The sequence below is a fragment of the Myxococcales bacterium genome (assembly GCA_016706225.1).
GTDB lineage: Bacteria > Myxococcota_A > Polyangia > Polyangiales > Polyangiaceae > JADJKB01.
The window spans coordinates 255,502-276,958 of the sequence record JADJKB010000003.1; the positions used below are offsets into that span (position 1 = coordinate 255,502).

General features: G+C 66.8%; 8 protein-coding genes. 5 read left to right on the plus strand and 3 right to left on the minus strand.

Going from position 1 to position 21,457, the window contains the following annotated elements:
- Positions 1-8: 8 nt before the first annotated feature.
- The 5 genes from IPI67_03005 (at position 9) to IPI67_03025 (ending at position 16,405) form a co-directional block, all read left to right on the plus strand.
- On the plus strand, positions 9-3,839 hold the full coding sequence (locus IPI67_03005) for a hypothetical protein (protein ID MBK7579151.1): 3,831 nt from the start codon (positions 9-11) through the stop codon (positions 3,837-3,839).
- Entirely contained in the window at positions 3,836-7,789 is a 3,954-nt protein-coding gene (locus IPI67_03010; protein MBK7579152.1) for a hypothetical protein, read from the plus strand. The genes IPI67_03005 and IPI67_03010 overlap by 4 nt, the downstream gene beginning before the upstream one ends.
- Before the next feature lie 30 nt (positions 7,790-7,819).
- The gene (locus IPI67_03015; protein ID MBK7579153.1) at positions 7,820-11,977 is read left to right on the plus strand and encodes a hypothetical protein; all 4,158 of its coding nucleotides are present in this window, start codon (positions 7,820-7,822) and stop codon (positions 11,975-11,977) included.
- Positions 11,974-15,024 (plus strand): hypothetical protein, encoded by a 3,051-nt coding sequence (locus IPI67_03020; GenBank protein ID MBK7579154.1) that lies wholly within the window; start codon positions 11,974-11,976, stop codon positions 15,022-15,024. The genes IPI67_03015 and IPI67_03020 overlap by 4 nt, the downstream gene beginning before the upstream one ends.
- Before the next feature lie 70 nt (positions 15,025-15,094).
- The gene (locus tag IPI67_03025) at positions 15,095-16,405 is read left to right on the plus strand and encodes a thymidine phosphorylase (protein ID MBK7579155.1); all 1,311 of its coding nucleotides are present in this window, start codon (positions 15,095-15,097) and stop codon (positions 16,403-16,405) included.
- 65 nt (positions 16,406-16,470) lie between these two features.
- Here the strand turns inward: IPI67_03025 and metG are convergent, their stop codons facing one another.
- From metG to IPI67_03040, 3 genes are all read right to left on the minus strand, one after another.
- Positions 16,471-18,513, minus strand: coding sequence for a methionine--tRNA ligase (gene metG / locus IPI67_03030; protein ID MBK7579156.1), 2,043 nt, complete (start codon positions 18,511-18,513; stop codon positions 16,471-16,473).
- 109 nt (positions 18,514-18,622) lie between these two features.
- Positions 18,623-21,262, minus strand: coding sequence for a hypothetical protein (locus IPI67_03035; GenBank protein ID MBK7579157.1), 2,640 nt, complete (start codon positions 21,260-21,262; stop codon positions 18,623-18,625).
- Complete coding sequence (locus tag IPI67_03040) at positions 21,259-21,432, minus strand: hypothetical protein (protein MBK7579158.1); 174 nt, start codon at positions 21,430-21,432, stop codon at positions 21,259-21,261. The genes IPI67_03035 and IPI67_03040 overlap by 4 nt, the downstream gene beginning before the upstream one ends.
- Between the last annotated feature and the right edge of the window lie 25 nt (positions 21,433-21,457).

Genomic DNA, 21,457 nt, shown 5'->3' on the forward strand with positions numbered 1-21,457 from the left:
ATCCCTCGGTGTGGCCAAAGCCCCAGCGCCCGTACTTCCTCGTGGTCGTGGACACGTCGGGGAGCATGGCGGCGTGTACGAATCCGGCGACGGCCTGGCCGCAGACGTGCGCCGACGTTGGAGGGGGCATCAACAACTCGTGCGGCTGGCAGCCGCTCCGCGTCAATGACGCGAAGTGTGCGCTCAAGAACACTCTGCTCGCGTTCTCCGGTGAGGCCAATTTCGGCCTGGCGAGCTTCTCGCGTACGATCTCGGGCTGTCCTGCGGCGTGCAACTGGGGCGAGACTTGGACAGGGACGTTTTGGTATCGCTACGCGTATAGCGGCTGCTCGTTCGGGGGTAGCGCGTGCGGCGGCGCGAACTTGCTCGCGGGCGTGGTTCCGGACCAGGTCCCCCCGTTGCCGAACAACGTCGCTTCCATGCTGCAGTACATGGACCACAACTGCGGCGACAACAAAGAGCTGTTCGCTTACGACGCAACGCCCATCGGTGCGTCGCTCCAGAATGCGTTGACGTATTATCAGAATGGTCTGCCCGGATTCGCATCCCCACTGACGGCGGCGGATCGCGCCTGCCGGTCCCTCAACGTCATCTTGATGACCGATGGTGGCGAGACTTGCGGCGGAGATCCGGTCACCGCGGCCCAGCAGCTCTACAACGGGTTCACGAAGGACGGCGTCCCGCGGCGCATCTACACCCACGTCATCGCGTTCAACGTGGACCAGCCTGCGGACCAGACGCTGCTCAACAATGTCCACAAAATGGGCCAGTGTGGCACGACGTCGGGCGCGTGCGCCGCGGCGGTCAATGCACTGCCTGCCAACAACGAGGTGACGCTGTCGCAGGCCTTTGCGAAGATCATCTCCGGCGCGATCAAACCCGAGGTGTGCAACAACTCGGACGACAACTGCAACGGCTGCACGGACGAGGGTTACAACCACTATTGCAACCAGCGCACGGACTGCTGCCAGCTGGCCCGGGCGACGTGTCTTTCGCAGTACACGGCGTCGATCACTCCTGGTAATCCCCAGGGCGACTTGACCAAGCTGCCCTGCGTCAATCAGGCGCAGTCATCCCAGCCGCCGAACTGGCTCTGTTACAACCCGACCGAGCAGTGCAACGCCGCGGACGACAACTGCAACGGGCAGATCGACGAAGGCGTGCTGCGTTGCGGCAATCCGCTGCACTGCCCGACGGCCGAGATCTGCAACAGCGAGGACGACAACTGCGACGGCGTCATCGACAACGCCGCCGGCAGCGGTGTGCCCTTCAGCGCTTGCCCCAACAACTGCCAGCCAAGCGCGGAGATCTGCGACGGCTGTGACAACAACTGCGACGGCATCGCGGACAACGGCATCCCGTCGATCCCCTGCGGGTTCACGCCGCCGGCCAACTGCGCGGGCACCCAGAGTTGTCTGAGCGCGGGTCAGGCCGTGCCCGTCGGCGGCTGTGTCGGCGCGGGTGTGCCCAAGGGCTTCGGCGCGTGTGTGAACACACCGCAGACCGAGATCTGCGACGGCATCGACAACAACTGCAACGGCACCGTCGACGAGGGCATCCCGCCGACCGCGTGTACCATTCCGGGCAAACCGGGCCTCGTCTACAACGACACCTTCGCCCAGAGCCAGTGTGTGAAGGGCCTCTTGCCGTGCAACGGTACCTGCAGCGGCTTCATCGGCCCGACCCCCGAGGTCTGCGACGGCATCGACAACGACTGCAACGGTAGCGTCGACGACGCCATCCCGGGCCTCGGTCAGCCCTGCGGCATTCAGGGTGGCATCTGTACCAAGGGCACCACCGCGTGTGTGGGCGGCGCCCTGGTCTGCCAGGGCGGCAACCCGCCGCAGCCCGAGAAGTGCAACGGGGTAGACGACGACTGCGACGGCAGCGTCGACGACGCGCCGCTGAGCGATCAGCCGACGACCCCGGGCTGTTGGAACTTGCCGGCGACCGGCTGCAATCCCGTCTGCAGTCACGCCAATGCGCAGTGGTGCCCGCCTCCAGGCGGAACTTGCAGCGGCAAGGGCACGTTGAGTGATCCCTGTCAGGCGGGCAGCCTGGTCTGCAACGGCACCCAGGGCTGGAAGTGCCAGGGTGGCAAGACCCCGAGCGGCGAGGTCTGCGACGGCGTCGACAACGACTGCAACGGCTCGACCGACGACAACCTCACCGGTGTCGGCCAGGACTGCGGGCTGACGACTCCGCCCTGCGCACCGGGCAAGACCGCCTGTGTCAACGGCGCCATCGAGTGCCAGGGCGGCGTGAAACCCACCGCCGAGGTCTGCAACGGCAAGGACGACAACTGCAACGGCATCGTCGACGATGGCCTCGGCCTCGGCGGACCGTGCAGCCCCACTTACGACACCAACCTCTACCCGGGGGACCGCACCAAGGGCGTCTGCACCCCGGGCGTCAGCGCCTGTGACTCCGGCGGCAGCGGCAAGACCATCTGCCAGGGTGGCGTCGGACCCAGCCCCGAGATCTGCGACGGCATCGACAACGACTGCGACGGTAAGGTCGATGAGCCGGGCCCGGCCCCCGACGGCATCGACGGCACGACCAACCCCAGCGACCCGAACCAGAAGATCGGCGACGCCTGCGGCACCGACGAGGGTGAGTGCAAGAAGGGTCAGCTGATCTGCGACTCTGGCAAGTTCGTGTGCGCCAACGCAGTGGGTCCGCAGCCGGAGCAGTGTGACTGCAAGGACAACGACTGCGACGGCAAGATCGACAACACCAACGGCGGCGGCAACGACGCCGGCGGTCTGCCCATCTGCAGCCCGGGCAAGACCTGTGTCGAGGTGACGGCAGGGGTCTGCCAGTGTGCGCTGCCGTGCAAGGGAGAAATCTGCCCCGGCGGTGCCACCTGCGAGAACGTGACCAAGAGCGGCACGACCGAGACCGGACCGTTCTGCGTCAACAACCCGTGCGGCGATTGCAAGACCAAGACCGTCAAGAATCCGACCACCGGCGAGGTCGTGTGTGGACCGAAGGGCACCACTGCCGGCGGCTTACCCGAGTGTGTGTGCAAAGGCGACCTCGGCTGTCAGAGCCCCTGTTTCGGCGTGCAGTGCCCGAGTGGGCAGGCGTGTGCACCAAGCGGGCCCGCCGTCGGCTCCTGCCAGCCCGACAACAACTGCAACTTCTTCGGCTGCAAGACCGGCGAGGCGTGCAGCAACGGCAACTGCGTCGACGACCCGTGCGAGCCGAATCCCTGTCAGGCGGACGAGGTCTGCAAACCCAACGAGAGCTTCACGGAGCCGCGCTGTGTGAAGAGCTGCGCCGCGGTGACGTGCCAGGCGGGCGAGCTGTGCGTCGAGGGCACCTGCACCCCGACCGGTTGTGGCGTCGATTGCCCGACGGGTCAGGTCTGCGCTGGTGACGGCGACGCGGGTTTCGCCTGCGCTCCGAACAAGTGCACCTCGGACGCCGGCCTGGCCTGCTCCAACGGCGCCTATTGCGATCCCGCCACCGGCTCCTGTGGCAACGACCCGTGCACGGCCGTGAAGTGCCCGGCGGGTCAGACCTGCGAGTCCGGTGACTGCCAGTGGGCACCGGAGGCGGGAACCGGCGGCAGCGGCGGAACGAGCGGTGCAGGCGGCGCAGGTGGCGCGGCCGGCAAGGACGGCGGCGGCGCAGGCGGCACCAGCGGCGCCGCAGGTAGCGCGGGCAGCACGGCGCCCAAGGGGGTCTGGGGCCTCGCGACCGGCGGCGGGGGCTGCGCGTGTCGCGCGGGAGGCTCCGATCCGCGACAGAGCGCGCTCGCGTTCATCATGGCGGGACTTCTCATGGGGGCGGCAGGCCTCCGGCGTCGGGGTAATCGGGAGATGGAAAAGTGACGACATCGATGCGGCTTGGACTGTCGCTGTTGGCCTGCTTGGCCAGCGCAACCTTCGCGGGACCGCTGGCGGCCCAGGAAGACCCCAAATGCCTGAGCCAGAACCCGGCGGATTGGCCCGCGGCGGCGCGGCCCTACTTCATGATCGCGTTCGACTCCTCCGGGTCGATGACGACCAGTGTCGCGACCAACAACTCGTGCGGGTATCCGAACAATCGACTCGGCCACGGCCGCTGCGCCGTCAAGAACACGACACAAGCGTTCGCCGGCGAAGCGCGCTTCGGGCTCTCTTCGTTCGCGCGCACGATGACCGGTTGCTCGGCCACTTGTTACAACAACTGCAACTACGCGAATCTCCCCGGAGACGCCAACGGCAACGGCTGCAATGGCGGATGTGGGCCCGAGCCGAATACCGGTGCTGCGAACTCGTCGTCGCGCGCGGGCGCCAACATCTTGGTCCCGATCGCGCCGGACAGTCAGCCCACCAACGCCGCCCAGATCTTGGGCTGGGTGGACAACAACTGCACCGGCAACCAGGAGCTCTTCGCGAGCGGGTGCACGCCGCTGAACGGCATCCTCCGCGACATGTATCGCTACTACTCCGCGAGCTGGACGCGGCCCGGCGGCGGCGCGACCTACAACTCTCCGCTCACCTCGGTCGCCAACGGTGAACGCGGATGCCGCAGCGTCAACGTGATCTTGGTCACCGATGGCGGTGAGACCTGTGACAACTCGGCCGATTCAGTCGTGGCCGCGACGGCGCTCTACAACGGCTTCGTCAAAGACGGCATCACCTGGCACATCAAGACCTCGGTCATCGATTTCGGCAACGCCGGTGCGACCGCCGATCAGATCGCCGACCGCGGCGACGATGGTCTCGCGAACAGCAGCGTGGGCGCCTACACGGCGAGCGACGAAGTCCAGCTGAGCCAGGCGTTGGCGAAGATCATCTCCGCCGGCATCAAGCCCGAGGTGTGCAACAACTCGGACGACAACTGCAACAGCTGCACGGACGAGGGTTACAACCACTACTGCAACCAGCGCACGGACTGCTGCCAGCTGGCTCGGGCGACGTGTCTGTCGCAGTACACGGCGTCGATCACACCCGGTAATCCCCAGGGCGACTTGACCAAGCTGCCCTGCGTCAATCAGGCGCAGTCGTCCCAGCCGCCGACCTGGCTCTGTTACAACCCGAGCGAGCAGTGCAACGGAGCGGACGACAACTGCAATGCTCAGATCGACGAGGGCGTGCTGCGCTGCGGTAATCCGCTGCACTGCCCGACGCCCGAGATCTGCAACAACGACGACGACAACTGCGACGGCGTCATCGACAACGCGAGCGGCAGTGGTGTGCCCTACAGCGCCTGCCCCAATAACTGCCAGCCGAGCACCGAGATCTGCGACGGCTGTGACAACGACTGCGACGGCGTGGCGGACGACGGCGTGGCAGCCATTCCGTGTGGTTTTTCGCCCCCGGGCAACTGCGCGGGCACCCAGAGCTGCCTGAGCACGGGTCAGGCCGTGCCCGTCGGCGGCTGTGTCGCTGCGGGAGTGCCCAAGGGCTTTGGCACCTGCAACAACACGCCGCAGACCGAGATCTGCGACGGCCTCGACAACAACTGCAACGGCACCGTCGACGAAGGCATCCCGCCGACCGCGTGTACCATCCCGGGCCAGCCGGGCCTCGTCTACAACGACACCTTCCCCCAGAGCCAGTGTGTGAAGGGCCAGCTGCCGTGCAACGGCACCTGCACCGGCTTCATTGGCCCGAGCGCGGAGGTCTGCGACGGCATCGACAACGACTGCAACGGTAGCGTCGATGACGCCATCCCGGGCCTCGGTCAGCCCTGCGGCGTTTCGGGCGGCATTTGCACCAAGGGCACCACCGCGTGTGTGGGCGGCGCCTTGGTCTGCCAGGGCGGCAACCCGCCGCAGCCCGAGAAGTGCAACGGCGTCGATGACGACTGCGACGGCAGCGTCGACGACGCACCGCTGAGCGATCAGCCGACGACCCCGGGTTGCTGGAACCTTCCGGCGACCGGCTGCAATCCCGTCTGCAGTCACGCCAACGCACAATGGTGCCCGCCTCCCGGCGGCACCTGCAGCGGCAAGGGCACACTCAGCGATCCGTGCCAGGCGGGCAGCCTGGTCTGCAACGGCACCCAGGGTTGGAAGTGCCAGGGTGGCAAGACCCCGAGCGGCGAGGTCTGCGACGGCGTCGACAACGACTGCAACGGCTCGACCGACGACAACCTCACCGGTGTGGGCCAGGATTGCGGGCTCACGACTCCGCCCTGTGCACCGGGCAAGACCGCGTGTGTCAACGGCGCCATCGAGTGCCAGGGCGGCGTGAAACCCACCGCCGAGGTCTGCAACGGCAAGGACGACAACTGCAACGGCATCGTCGACGATGGCCTCGGTTTGGGCGGCCCCTGCGCCCCCACCTACGACACCAATCTCTATCCGGGGGACCGCACCAAGGGCGTCTGCACCCCGGGCGTCAGCACCTGTGACTCCGGCGGCAGCGGCAAGACCATCTGCCAGGGTGGCGTCGGGCCCAGCCCCGAGATCTGCGACGGCATCGACAACGACTGCGACGGCAAGGTCGACGAGCCGGGACCGGCCCCCGACGGCATCGACGGCACGACCAACCCCAGCGACCCGAATCAGAAGATCGGCGACGCCTGCGGCACCGATCAGGGTGAGTGCAAGAAGGGTCAGCTGATCTGCGACTCGGGCAAGTTCGTGTGCGCGAATGCGGTTGGCCCGCAGCCGGAGCAGTGTGACTGCAAGGACAACGATTGCGACGGCAAGATCGACAACACCAACGGCGGCGGCAACGACGCCGGCGGTCTGCCCATCTGCAGCCCGGGCAAGACCTGCGTCGAGGTGACGGCCGGCGTCTGCCAGTGTGCGGTCCCGTGCAAGGGAGAAATCTGCCCCGGCGGCGCCACCTGCGAGAACGTGACCAAGAGCGGCACGACCGAGACCGGCTCGTTCTGTGTCAACGACCCGTGCGGTGATTGCAGCAAGAAGACCGCGAAGAGCCCCACTACCGGTGAGGTGACCTGTGGTCCCAAGGGGTCGACGGCCACCGGCTTGCCGCAGTGTGTGTGCAAGGGAGATCTGGGCTGCCAGAGCCCGTGTTTCGGCGTCCAGTGCCCGAGCGGCCAGGCGTGTGTGCCGAGCGGCCCGGCTACCGGCTCGTGTCAGCCCGACAACAACTGCAACTTCTTCGGCTGCAACGACGGCAAGACCTGCAGCAACGGCAACTGCGTCGACGATCCCTGTGAGCCGAACCCGTGCCAGGCCGATGAGGTCTGCAAACCCAACGAGAGCTTCACGGAGCCGCGTTGTGTGAAGAGTTGCGCAGGCGTGACCTGTCAGGCCGGGGAGAAGTGCGCGGAAGGCACCTGCACGCCGACCGGCTGCGGCGTCGATTGCGCGCCAGGCCAGGTCTGCGCGGGCGACGGGGACGCCGGCTTCGCCTGCGCTCCGAACAAGTGCACCTCGGACGCCGGGCTCGCCTGCTCCAACGGCAGCTACTGCGATCCGGCCACCGGCTCCTGCGGCAACGACCCGTGCACGGCCGTGAAGTGCCCGGCGGGCCAAACCTGCGAGTCCGGCGACTGCCAGTGGGCACCAGAGGCAGGCACCGGCGGAACCGGTGGCACCAGCGGTACGGGCGGTGCCAGTGGCACGGCCGGCAAGGACAGCGGCGGCGCGGGCGCCGGCGGCACCAGCGGGTCATCCGGCAGTGCGGGCAGCTCGGAGCAAAAGGGTGTCTGGGGACTCGCGACGGGCGGCGGTGGCTGCGCGTGCAGCAGCGTCGGCGAACGTGGGGATCGGGCCTGGGCGCTGGCGCTCGGCGGGCTGGCACTGGCGGTCGGAGTGTCCCGCCGTCGAAAAGGTCGGAAGACCAGGAGTCCACGCGGATTTTTCGGGGTGTAGCGAGAGGATTGGGGTAGGTAGAAGAGTCAAATGATCAGCCGATTACACCGATCTACTGCGGTTCTTGGACTGGCTGCGCTCGCAGTCAGCGCCGTGCTGAGCGCGCCTCGCGCATCGGCGCAAGAACCGGCGTCCTGCCTGAACCCCGATCCCTCGAAGTGGCCCGCGGCATCGCGGCCCTACTTCATGCTGGTCGTGGACACGTCGGGCAGCATGATCGGTTGTACCAACCCGTCGACCTCGACCTATCAGTTCCCGAGCTCGTGTCCTTCCACGGCGCCGAAGAACTCCTGCAACATGGAGCCGACCCGCATCAACGATGCGAAGTGCGCGCTCCGCAACACGGTCCAGGCCTTCAGCGGAGAGGTGAACTTCGGGCTCGCCACCTTCCCCGTGCGCATGGCCGGCTGCGGGAACGGTGCCTGCGTCGACACCTGCACTGCGGCCAACGGGAGCTGCACCCTGACTGCAGGCGTCGGCACCAGCGGCGAATACTACTCGGGCAACGGCTGCACCGTGAGCGGATTCCCCAATGCCTCGGGCGGCACCTCTTGCGGTAATCTTCCCAGCTGTCCGGGCACCGGCCCGGCTGCTCCCAATTTCGCCAAGGGCACCTGGCGCAACGGCGGAAATCTCGTGGTGGACATGCTCCAGGATCCAACCTGGGGCCCGAATCCGCCGCCGACGAACGTGCCCGAGCTCTTGAAGTGGTTCGACGGGAACTGCAACGAGAGCAAGGAGCTCTTTGCCATCGGCGGGACGCCGATCGCGGGCTCTCTGCGGACCACGGCAGAATACATGCGCGCTGGCTGGAACCTGGGCTGGACGAACGCCAACTACTGCCAGAACCCGACCTTCACGAGCTCGACCCCCGTCACCACGAGTGATCGTGCCTGCCGTAATCTGAACGTCATCCTCGTCACCGACGGCGACGAAGGCTGTGACACCGACGCGGACGGCGTGGCCGCCGCCCAGGATCTCTTCCAGAACGGGGTGACCCTCGGAACCCAGAACTGGAAGGTGAAGACCCACGTGATCGGATTCGCCGGCGCCAGCCAGGCCAAGGTGGACGCGATCGCCGCCGCGGGCGGCACGGTCGCTGCGCTGTCCGCTAACAGCGAGGTTCAGCTGAGCCAGGCCCTCGCCAAGATCATCTCCAGCGGTATCAAACCCGAGGTGTGCAACAACACGGACGACAACTGCAACGGCTGCACGGACGAGGGCTACAACCACTATTGCAACCAGCGCACGGACTGCTGCACGCTGGCCCGGGCGACGTGTCTGTCGCAGTACACGGCGTCGATCACCCCCGCCAATCCCCAGGGAGATCTGACCAAGCTGCCCTGCGTCAATCAGGCGCAGTCGTCCCAGCCGCCGACCTGGCTCTGTTACAACCCGACCGAGCAGTGCAACGGGGCCGACGACAACTGCAATGCTCAGATCGACGAGGGCGTGCTGCGCTGCGGTAATCCGCTGCACTGCCCGACGCCCGAGATCTGCAACAACGACGACGACAACTGCGACGGCGTCATCGACAACGCGAGCGGCAGCGGTGTGCCCTACAGCGCCTGCCCCAACAACTGCCAGCCGAGCGCGGAGATCTGCGACGGCTGTGACAACGACTGCGACGGCGTGGCGGACGACGGCGTGGCAGCCATTCCGTGTGGTTTTTCGCCCCCGGGCAACTGCGCGGGCACCCAGAGTTGCCTGAGCACGGGCCAGGCCGTGCCGGTGGGCGGCTGTGTCGCCGCGGGTGTGCCCAAAGGCTTCGGCAGCTGCAACAACACGCCGCAGACCGAGATCTGCGACGGGCTCGACAACAACTGCAACGGCACCGTCGACGAAGGCATCTCGCCGGTGGCCTGCACCATTCCGGGCAAACCCGGCCTCGTCTACAACGACACCTTCCCCCAGAGCCAGTGTGTGAAGGGCCTCTTGCCGTGCAACGGCACCTGCACCGGCTTCATTGGCCCGACCGCGGAGGTCTGCGATGGCATCGACAACGACTGCAACGGCAGCGTCGACGACGCCATCCCCGGCCTCGGTCAGCCCTGCGGCATTCAGGGTGGCATCTGCACCAAGGGCGCCACCGCGTGTGTGGGCGGCGCCTTGGTCTGCCAGGGCGGCAACCCGCCGCAGCCCGAGAAGTGCAACGGGGTAGACGATGACTGCGACGGCAGCGTCGACGACGCGCCGCTGAGCGATCAGCCGACGACCCCGGGTTGCTGGAACCTTCCGGCGACCGGCTGCAATCCCGTCTGCAGTCACGCCAACGCACAATGGTGCCCGCCTCCCGGCGGCACCTGCAGCGGCAAGGGCACACTCAGCGATCCGTGCCAGGCGGGCAGCCTGGTCTGCAACGGCACCCAGGGTTGGAAGTGCCAGGGTGGCAAGACACCGAGCGGCGAGGTCTGCGACGGCGTCGACAACGACTGCAACGGCTCGACCGACGACAACCTCACCGGTGTGGGTCAGGACTGCGGGCTGACGACTCCGCCCTGCGCACCGGGCAAGACCGCGTGTGTCAACGGCGCCATCGAGTGTCAGGGCGGCGTGAAACCCACCGCCGAGGTCTGCAACGGCAAGGACGACAACTGCAACGGCATCGTCGACGATGGCCTCGGCCTCGGCGGACCTTGCAGCCCCACCTACGACACCAACCTCTACCCGGGTGATCGCACCAAGGGCGTCTGCACGCCGGGGGTCAGCGCCTGTGATTCCGGGGGCACCGGCAAGACCATCTGCCAGGGCGGCGTCGGACCCAGCCCCGAGATCTGCGACGGCATCGACAACGACTGCGACGGCAAGGTCGACGAGCCGGGACCGGCCCCCGACGGCATCGACGGCACGACCAACCCCAGCGACCCGAATCAGAAGATCGGCGACGCCTGTGGCACCGATCAGGGTGAGTGCAAGAAGGGTCAGCTGATCTGCGACTCCGGCAAGTTCGTGTGCGCGAATGCGGTTGGCCCGCAGCCGGAGCAGTGTGACTGCCAGGACAACGACTGCGACGGCAAGATCGACAACACCAACGGCGCGGGCAACGACGCCGGCGGGTTGCCCATCTGCAGCCCGGGCAAGACCTGCGTCGAGGTGACGGCCGGCGTCTGCCAGTGTGCTGTCCCGTGCAAGGGTGAAATCTGCCCCGGCGGCGCCACCTGCGAGAACGTGACCAAGAGCGGCACGACCGAGACCGGACCGTTCTGTGTCAACGACCCGTGCGGCGACTGCAAGGCCAAGACGGTCAAGAACCCGACCACTGGCGAGGTCGTGTGCGGGCCGAAGGCCACCACTGCCGGCGGCTTGCCGGAGTGTGTGTGCAAGGGAGATCTGGGCTGCCAGAGCCCGTGCTTCGGCGTGCAGTGCCCAAGCGGCCAGGCGTGTGCACCGAGCGGCCCCGCCGTCGGCTCCTGCCAGCCCGACAACAACTGCAACTTCTTCGGCTGCAAGACCGGCGAGGCCTGCAGCAACGGCAACTGCGTCGACGATCCCTGCGACCCCAACACCTGCGCTGCCGACGAGGTCTGCAAACCCAACGAGAGCTTCACGGAGCCGCGCTGCGTGAAGAGCTGCGCCGCTGTGACGTGCCAGGCGGGTGAGCTGTGCGTCGAAGGCACCTGCACCCCGACCGGTTGTGGCGTCGATTGCCCGACCGGTCAGGTCTGCGCAGGCGACGGCGACGCGGGTTTCGCCTGCGCTCCGAACAAGTGCAGCTCGGACGCCGGCCTGGCCTGCTCCAATGGCGCCTATTGCGATCCCGCCACCGGCTCCTGTGGCAACGACCCGTGCACGGCCGTGAAGTGCCCGGCAGGTCAGAGCTGTGAGCTCGGCGAGTGCCAGAAGGAACCGGAGCCGGACGGGGGCGGTACGGGCGGCACCAGCGGTACGGGCGGCGCCAGTGGCGCGGCAGGCAAGGACGGCGGCGGCGGCGCTGGTGGCACCAGCGGCGCGGCGGGCAGTGCTGGCAGCAGCGCACCGAAGGGTGTCTGGGGGCTCGCGACCGGCGGCGGGGGCTGCGCGTGCACGAGCGCGGGCGAGCGCGGGCGCGCCACGCCGTTTGCGCTGGCGCTCTTTGCGCTGGGCGCACTCACATTCACAACAAGACGTCGGCGGCTCGGGCGGGCCGCTGGATTGAGCGAAGTCAGTTCGCGCGCGGGCGAATCGGAGAAAAAGGGAGATTGGTCATGAAACGCTTCGGGTTGGCGGTAGCCTTCATCTCGAGCGCTGTAGTCGGTTTGTGGGGAACGACCGGCTGCACCACTGCGGGCTTTTGTTTCGATGACTGCGGGACCGGAGGTTCGGCAGCCAGCGGAACTGGCGGCGACGGCGGCCCTGGCGGGGGCGGCACTGGAGGCCTCGTGATCGATGGCGGAGGTGGCTCCGGCGGCGGGATCATCTTCCCCGACGCCAGCGACACTTGTGTCAAGACGGGCGACGAGATCTGCAACGGCATCGACGACGACTGCAACGGTAAGATCGACGACGGACTGGACTGGACCACGCCCCAGCATTGCGGCACCTGCGATCTGAACTGCACGCAGATCCCCCACAGCGTCGAACAGACCTGCGAACCGCCCACCACGCTCGATGGTACGACGCCCGGTACCTGCAAGTTCAAGTGTGAACCCGACTTCTACGACGACACTACCAAACCCGGCACGGACTGCGACTACCAGTGCACGTGGAATCCGAACGGGACCAACACCACGGATCCGGGCGGCGCTTTCGGCTGCGGGAAGGACGACGACTGCGACGGCACCATCGACGAGGACGTCGACACCTGCAAGGACCTCGACAACTGCGGAACTTGCGGCAAGAAGTGCAACGTCGCCAACGCAACCGCCAAGTGTGTGACGACGGCGACGGGCGGCGCGGCCTGCACGGACAAGAACACCGGCTGCGAGATCGAGAACTGCACGGGCGGCTACGCCGACGTCAACAAGAGCCCGGACGACGGCTGCGAGTACAAGTGCCCCGTTTCCCCCACCGGGCCCGAGGTCTGTGATGGGCTCGACAACGACTGCGACGGACTCATCGACAACGCCGACCCGAGCCTACAGACGGACGAGCCGGGCCTCGGCACCGCCTGTTTTGGCGGAACGGACGGCATCTGCGCCGACACCACCCACCAAGGCATCAAGAAATGCATGGGCGGCAAGCTCGACTGCTGTGATCCGGACTCCAACACCGTGGCCGGCACGAACCCCAAGTTCCCGGTCAACGGACTGCGCAACGGTGTGTGTGACGCGCCGACCGGTAATCAGGTGGTGACGCCGGGCGAGAAGGTCGAAGTCTGCAACGGCCTCGACGACGACTGCGACGGGCAGAAGGACGACAATCCCACCGATCAGGGTGGAAAATGCGGTCTCAGCAACGTCGGCAACTGCGTCAAGGGCACGGACCAATGCCAGAACGGCGCCCTGGTTTGTGTGGGCAAGATCGACCCGACCCCTGAGCTCTGCAACGGGCAGGATAACGACTGCGACGGAGTGATCGACGGCACCATCCCTGCCGGCGCACCCAAGGTCTGCACGACCAACGCCAACTGCGCTTCCGACGAGTGGTGCGCTCAGGTAGGCGCAGCCAAGCAGTGCGTGAAGTCGCCGACCGAGGCCGCAGGTGACTGCGCCCCGCCCGGCCTTCAGCTCCCGGTTCCAGCACCCTGTTTGAAGGGCAACCTCGCCTGTGTCGGTGGCGTGAAGCAGTGTGTCGGCTACGTGGGCCCGGCATCGGCCACGGACACCTGCGGCGTCGACGCAAACTGCGACGGCCAGCTGACGGGCCAGCCCAACACGCAAACGGACGTCAAGAACTGCGGCAGCTGCGGCAACGATTGCGCGAAGCTCTTCCCTGGCGGCCACGGCGTGTGGTCGTGCCAGGCCGGCGCTTGTGTGCGCACGGGCTGTGACAGCGGCTTCATCAACTGCGACGGCAACAACAACGACTGCGAGAAGGCTTGCACGTTCATCAGCGCAAACGAGCAGTGCAATGGCATCGACGATAACTGCAACTGCCAGGTCGACGAGAGCATTTCGAACGCGCCGCTTCCTCCGCAGGTCTGTGGGGTTGCCCCGTCCGCCACGGACAACGGCTGCAAGTCCACGACCCAGGGAGGACAGGTCACCGTGGCCTGCACCGCCGGCGCCTGGAAGTGCACCTTCCCGGCGGGATATTGCACCGGCACGGCGCCCAACTACTGCTCCGCCACGGCCGATATCTGTGACGCCAAGGACAACAACTGCAACGGAGCCGTGGACGAGAACTTCAAACAACCAGTGCTGAATCAGGGGTACCTCGGACAACCCTGCGCCAGCGATGACGGCAAGGCTCCGCCAGGAGACGGTGCCTGCAAGGGCGTCGGTCAGTTCGTGTGCAGCGGCACAGCGGCCACCGTGTGCAACGCGACGAAGAACCTCGCGGCCGCCGGCCCCGAGCTCTGCGACACCATCGACAACGATTGCGACGGGCTGGTGGACGAGAACTTCACGGCCAAGGGCACCAACACCACCCACTGGGTGAAACCCGCGGTCACCAAGGTCGCCGCCTCACTCTGGATGACCCAGTACGAGGTCAGCCGTCCCGGCGCGACCAACGTCAACCCGGGCAGCGGCAACGGCTACCAGACCGCGGCTCCGGTCGGGTCGACCATCGACAAGACCCAGGCCTGCTCCGTCAGCGGTGTGGTGCCCTGGTTCAACATCACCCCGGTCGAAGCGGCACAGACCTGCTCCGCCCGCGGCGGACGGCTCTGCAGCACCGCAGAGTGGACCAGCACGTGTCAGGCCACCGCGACCTGCAAGTGGGGCTACAACCCGCGCGGCGCCGCCTGCACCAGCATTGGGACCGGCTCCAAGTTCTGCAACATCGGCGCCTTCGACTTCGACGGCAACCCGGGCAACGGCAATCAGGACGGCCTCTTGCCCACGTCCTCCGGCTCGCTGCAGAACTGCTGGGCCGACTGGTCGGCGCTGCAGGGCAACGTCGCGGCCAACAACAACATCCGGGACGTCACGGGCAACCTCCGGGAAATCACCTTCAACTCGACGGCGAGCCCGGGCGGTTGCAGCCAGACGGCCACGAACAGCACCTGCCTCTTCACGCTGATGGGTGGAGCGTTCAACAGTGACTCTGAAGACGGCGCCCAGTGCAACTTCAGCTTCTTCACGGTGGACGCGCAGTACAAACTGTTCGACGTCGGTTTCCGCTGCTGTTTCTCGGCGGACCCCAACCTGTAATCAGCCGAAAAGGTGAAGCGGCAGCCGCGCCCCGGTGACAACCACCGGGGCGCAGTGCTTTGTCTCATCCATGAGAAAAAGCCCGGTCGAGCTCATCATCGAAAAGCGGGACGGCGGCAGCCACACCCCCGAAGAAGTGCGGGGTCTGGTGGCAGATTTCGTCGGCGGCGGGGTCGCCGACTACCAGATGAGCGCCTGGCTGATGGCCGCCTTCTTGCGTGGACTCGACGACGCGGAGACCGTGGCATTGACCGAGGCCATGTTGCACTCCGGTGACGTGCTGCGCCTGCCGAGCGTGAAACGTCCGAAGGTCGACAAACACTCGACCGGAGGCGTCGGGGACAAGATCAGCATCTGTCTCGCGCCGCTGGTCGCCGCGTGCGGAGTCGCCGTCCCGATGATCTCGGGGCGCGGACTTGGGCATACCGGCGGAACGCTGGACAAACTCGAGGCCATCCCGGGCTACTCGGTCGACATCGATCAGAAGAAGTTCGAGCGCATCGTGCGTGAGGTCGGCGTGGCGATGATCGGGCAGACCGCACGTTTGGCGCCCGCGGACAAACGCATCTACGCCCTCCGGGACGTGACCGGCACGGTGGAAAGCATCCCGTTGATCGTGGCCAGCATCTTGTCGAAGAAGCTCGCCGAGGGCATCGACGGCCTGGTGCTCGATGTGAAGGTTGGACGCGGCGCGTTCATGAAGGACCTGGCCTCGGCCCGGGCGCTCGCGCGGGCACTGGTGCGGGTCGGCACCCGCGCCGGGAAGCGGGTTGTTGCACTCTTGACCGACATGAACGTGCCCATCGGCACCACCATCGGCAATGCGCTCGAGACCCGCGAGGCCATCGAGATCCTGATGGGCAAGGGTCCAGCCGACACCCGGGAGCTCACGCTGGCGCTGGGCGCGGAGATGCTGCTGCTGGGCGGCGTCACGAAAAAGCCCGCCGACGCCAGAAAACGCCTCGAGAGGGCGATCCAGGACGGCAGCGCCCTCGACGTGCTCGTGCGCATGGTCAAGGCGCAGGGCGGCGATCCCCGCGTGGTCCTCGATCCATCACGATTGCCGCGCGCCAAGCTGAAGCTCGAGGTGCCCGCCCCCACGACCGGCTTCGTGGTCGCGACGGACGCCCTCGAGCTAGGGCTCACGGCAGTGGCGTTGGGAGCGGGGCGTACCCGCGCCGATCAGAAGGTCGACCCCGCAGTGGGCATCGAGCTCTGCGCCAAGCCTGGAGACCGCGTCGAGAAGGGCACGCCGCTCGCGCTCTTGCATCTCGCAAACAAGAAGAACGCTCCAGCCTTGATCGAACGCACCGCCCGCGCCTTCACGCTCGGGAGAAGAGCCCCGACGCCGCGCCCTCTGGTGCTCGAACGAATTTCTTAGTCTGCCAATGGCGACTGACGGGTGTCGAGGCTTCTCCCTCCGGCCTCGGTCCACCCAGCGTCACTTCAGTGAACGCGTTGTCCGGGCTTCGCGCCGGGGTCGGGAGAGAGCAGGAACACGTCCTTGTCGCCAGGGCCAGCCGCTACGACCATGCCCTCGCTCACCCCGAACTTCATCTTGCGGGGGGCCAGATTCGCCACCATCACCACCAGGCGGCCCACCAGTTTCTCCGGCTCATAGGCGGCCTTGATCCCGGCGAAGACAGTGCGCGTCGTTCCCCCACCGAGGCTCAGCGTCAGCTTCAGCAGCTTCTTTGCTTCGGGTACTTGTTCGGCCGCAACGACCCGCGCAACACGCAGATCCAGCTTCGCGAAATCGTCGATGCTGCACTCGGCGGCCAGCGGCTCGGCTTCCAGCGCCGCGCCGTCGTCCGGGTCGACCTTCGAGGCCTTGCCGCGTGCGACGTCCGCCTCGGCATCCATGCTGGCCGCGACGAGGGCCTCGATCTTCTTGGGATCCACGCGCTGCATCAGGTGTTTGAACTCGGCGACCGCGCTGCCGACGAGCGGCGTCTTGGCATCGTCCCACGACCGAACGGGCGCCCCGAGCAGCTCCGCCGTCTGCTCCGCCAGCCGCGGCAGCACCGGCGTCAGGTAGACGACCAGCTGGCGATACAGGTTGAGAATGATGGTGCACACGGCCTGAAGCTCCGCCGCCTTCTCCGGGTCCTTCTTCAGGTTCCAGGGCTGGATGCGGTCAACGTACTCGTTGGCGCGGTCAGCGAGCGCCATGATGGCGCGCATGGCCCGCGCGTAGTCCGCCGCCTCGTAGGCTGCCGCGATCTCGTCACCTGCCGCGACGCCGCGCTCGAACAAACCTTCGTCGGCCGGGTAACTCGGGCTGAGGCCCGACTCCCGCACGAAGCGCGCAGAGCGGCTGGCGAGGTTGACGACCTTGCCCACCAGATCCGAGTTCACCTTGGCCACGAGCTCGTCGAGGTTCAAATCGAGATCGGCAGGCCCCGCGCCGAGCTTGGCCGCGTAGAAGTAGCGGAGGTAGGAGGGGTCCAGGTGCTCGAGGTAGGTCGACGCGAGCACGAAGGTGCCCTTGGACTTGCTCATCTTCTCGCCGTTGACGGTCAAGAATCCGTGCACGTGGACCCGCGCTGGCAGAGACAGGCCCGCGGTCTTCAGCATGGCCGGCCAGAACAGCGTGTGGAAATAGGTGATGTCCTTGCCGATGAAGTGGCGGATCTCGGTGTCAGCGCTGCGCCACCAGTCGTCAAAGCGCTCCCCACGCTTCTCACACCACTCCCGGGTGGACGCCACGTAGCCAATGGGTGCGTCGAACCACACGTACCAGTAGTTGCCGGGGGCGTCGGGGATCTCGAAACCGAAGTAAGGTGCGGGTCGGGACACATCCCAGTCGCGCAGCGGCTCCGCGAGAAAATGTCCCGCCAGGTAGTTGGCGATCTCGGGCTGCAGGTGTCCCTCGGCCGAGGTCCATTCGCCCAGGAAGTCGTGCAGTGTCTCGATCTTCACGAACAGGTGGTTGGCGCTCCGAAGCTCCGGGCGGGTGCCGGACAGCGTGCTCACCGGATCGACCAGCTCGTGCGCCGAGTAGGTCGCGTTGCACTTTTCGCAGGCGTCCCCGTATTGGTCCGGCGCTCCGCAGCGTGGGCACTTGCCCTTCACGAAGCGGTCCGCGAGAAAAGTCCCCTCTTTGGCGTCGAAGAGCTGCGTCACTTCTCGCTCGACGACGAGCTCCGCGCGCCGGAGGGCTGCCCAGATCTCGTGGCAGAGCTCGCGATTCGCTTTCGAGTGGGTGCTGCCGTAGTGGTCGAAGGAGACCTGGAAGCCGGCGAAGTCGCGCTGGTGCGCCAGGCTCATGTCCGCGATGACGTCTTCGGGGGTTCGCCCCTCCTGCCGCGCGCGCATCATGATGGCGGTTCCGTGGGTGTCGTCAGCGCAGATGTAGATGGCGCGGTGCCCGCGCAGGCGCTGGAATCGCACCCAGATGTCGGTCTGGATGTACTCGACCAGGTGCCCCAGGTGAATGTGGCCGTTGGCGTAGGGCAGCGCGGCCGTGACGAGGATGCGGCGGCTCATGGGGCGCGGAGCCTAACATCGCTCCGCGCGCTTCGCACAAAGCCGAAAGCCAGCAGCGGCCTCATCGACCACTGCCTACCTTCCGCTTGGCGCCCGACGCCGGGTCTCGTCAGCTCGGGTTCGGCGTGCAGCAGCCGGTGACGCAGTACTCACCCGTCGGGCAGGGCCCTTGGCCCGGAAGCCCACACTCCTGTTTGCCGGTCGGACAGGTCTGCTCGGTGCACTGGGGCGGCAACGTGGGCTTGCCGACGCAGATCTCGCAGACGTCGCAGTTGTTCGCGCAGGAAGGTACCTGAGCGCACTTGTGACACGCGGGGGACGTACCGGGGTTTCCGGCGTTGACCACGGCCATGGTGCAAGTCCCTGCCGACTGCTTCGTCGGAGAGGACCCCAAGTAGACGCCCGTCTTCATCGCCACGCCCTGGATGATCGTGTCCGGGTACGGCAGCTGCGGGAACACGCAGCAACCGAAGCAGTCGCAGCCGTTCGGGACCAGCGGACCGCAGTAGCCGGTCGCTGCCGTCGACTGGTTCATGTTCCCTGCGCACTGGGCGGATTGCGTGGTTCTGTAGTCGGCGCAGCTCTTGTTGCCAGGGAACTTGAAGGTCGGATCGTAGGTGCAGCCGTCGCCCAGCTGAGGCTGGTTCGTGTCGCAGCGGTGGTCCCAGTTGCAGTCGTCGTTCCCTCCGCCCGAGTCGGCGTCGAAGTAACAATCCATCTTGCAGGCCGCGTTGTTCTGCCCCGGGATTTCACCCTTGAAGCCGCCCTCGTTGTCCGAACAGGTGCCGAGGCAGCTCTCGTCCTGCGAGTCGACCTTGCAGTCTCCATCGTTGTCGATGCAGTCACCGCAGGCGTAGGTCTTGCCCTGACAGGTACCGGGCTTGCACCAGGTGTTGCTGCATTGGCCGGTGGCGGCGTCGCACTTGTAACCGCACTGGGGTGGATTGTGTTGCTGGTTGCACAGGTCGTCATTGCCCACTGACTGACAACCGATGCCCTCGACACACGCCTTGGTCGCGCAACCGACCGGTGCCCCGCACGACAAGGGGCCAGGGCTCGGCACACATCCGGTGGTCGCATTGGCGTTACCCGCGCTCGGGTTGCACGCTTCTGCTCCGTTACACTGGCTCGCGTCCTGACAAGCGGCGTCATTCGGCTGGTAGAAGCAGCCAATCGACGCCAGACAGCTGTCGATGGTGCAGCTCTTGTTGTCGTTGCACGCGAGCGGCGTGCCAGCCTGACAGCCAGTGGTCACGTTGCACGTCTCGATGCCGTTGCAGAGGTTCCCGTCACTGCAGAAGGCGTTGAACGGCGTATGCGTGCAGGCTCCCGTGCCGGTGTTGCACTCGTCCAGCGTACAAGCCACGCCGTCGTTGCAGTTCACCGGGGTTCCCGGCTTGCACTGGCCGCCCGGGACGCTGGTGTCGCAGGTCTCGAGACCGTTGCAGGCGTTGCCATCGGTACAATCGGCGGCCGTCGTGCAGGCCTGCGTGACACATCCGGTCGGAGGAATACAGACCTGGCCACCGGTGCATTTGGTGTTGTCGATGGCGGTGTCGCAGGTGTCCGTCGCCTCGTTGCAAGTCTCGACGGTACAGGCCAGCCCGTCCACGTTCGGGCAGTTGATCGGGGCGCCGGCCTTGCAGCCAGTGTTCACATCGCAGCTCTCGGCGCCGTTGCAGTAGAGCCCGTCTTGGCACTTGCTGTCGTCGCCGACGTGTTGGCAGGTGTCGTTGACCTCGTCGCAGCTGTCGGTGGTGCAGGCGAGCCCGTCCTCGCAATTCGGCGCGGTGCCGGCCACGCAGCCCGTCGTGGGGTTGGCACCGGAGGTTCCGGGCGCGCAGGTCTCGGCGCCGTCGCAGTACAGGCCGTTGCTGCAGGCGTTGTTGCTGGCAGTGTGAACGCAGGCTTTGGAGCCTTCGTTGCAGCTGTCCACGGTGCAGCTGAAGCTGTCATCGCACGCGACGGGTGTTCCCGCGGTGCAACCGGTGGTGGAATTCGATTGCGCATTGGTTGGGTCGCAAGCCTCGATGCCGTTGCAGTAGAGACCGTCATCGCAGGCCCCATCGCTCTTGAACACCTTGCAGCTCGTGCTGGTTTCGTCACAGACCGCGGACGTGCACGATTTGCCGTCGTCCGGACAGACGATCGCCGTCCCCGGCGTGCATTTGTTTGCGACGCACTTCTCGACACCATCGCAATACGCCCCGTTGTCACAGTCGCCGTCGCTCACGCACTCGGGCGCGCCGCCGTCGCCGGCGGTCCCGCCTGTTCCCGCGGCCCCGCCCGTGCCGGTGCCGCCGGTTCCGCCCGTTGCGCCGCCGGTTCCGCCCGTCGAGCCTCCGGTTCCGCCCGTTGCGCCGCCGGTCCCGCCCGTCGCGCCCCCCGCGCCCGCGGCCCCGCCCGTCGAGCCTCCGGTTCCGCCCGTCGCGCCGCCCGCGCCGGCAGCTCCGCCCGTTGCGCCGCCAGCACCCGCAGCACCGCCGGTTGCGCCGCCAGCACCCGCTGCACCGCCGGAGCCCGCTGCGCCCCCGGTGCTCCCACCCGATCCAGACGCGCCACCACCACCTGCTGCGCCCCCGATGGACGTTCCACCACTCCCACCCGTGGAGCCCCCGCCGGTCCCGCCCGTCGAGCCGTCCTTGCCAGCGTCTTTCTTTCCGCCGCCGCCGCCTTCGTCTCCGCCGCCACAAGCGACGGTTCCCAGCAGCGCGCAGAACCCGAGCAACGCAAATCGTTGAAGCTTCATGATGGCCTGCCCTCTATCACCCGGAAACGTGGCTGACAGCAAACCTGCTGCTCTTTGCAGCCGGTCTGCGCGGTCACCTCGCAGGGCTCGTTCTTGTTCTTGGTGTTTCCGTCGTCGTCACTGCCGCAGGCAGACAGCAATGGCGCGGCGAAGAGGCACAATCGGCCCACCAGTCGAAGCAAACGTCCGTATAGC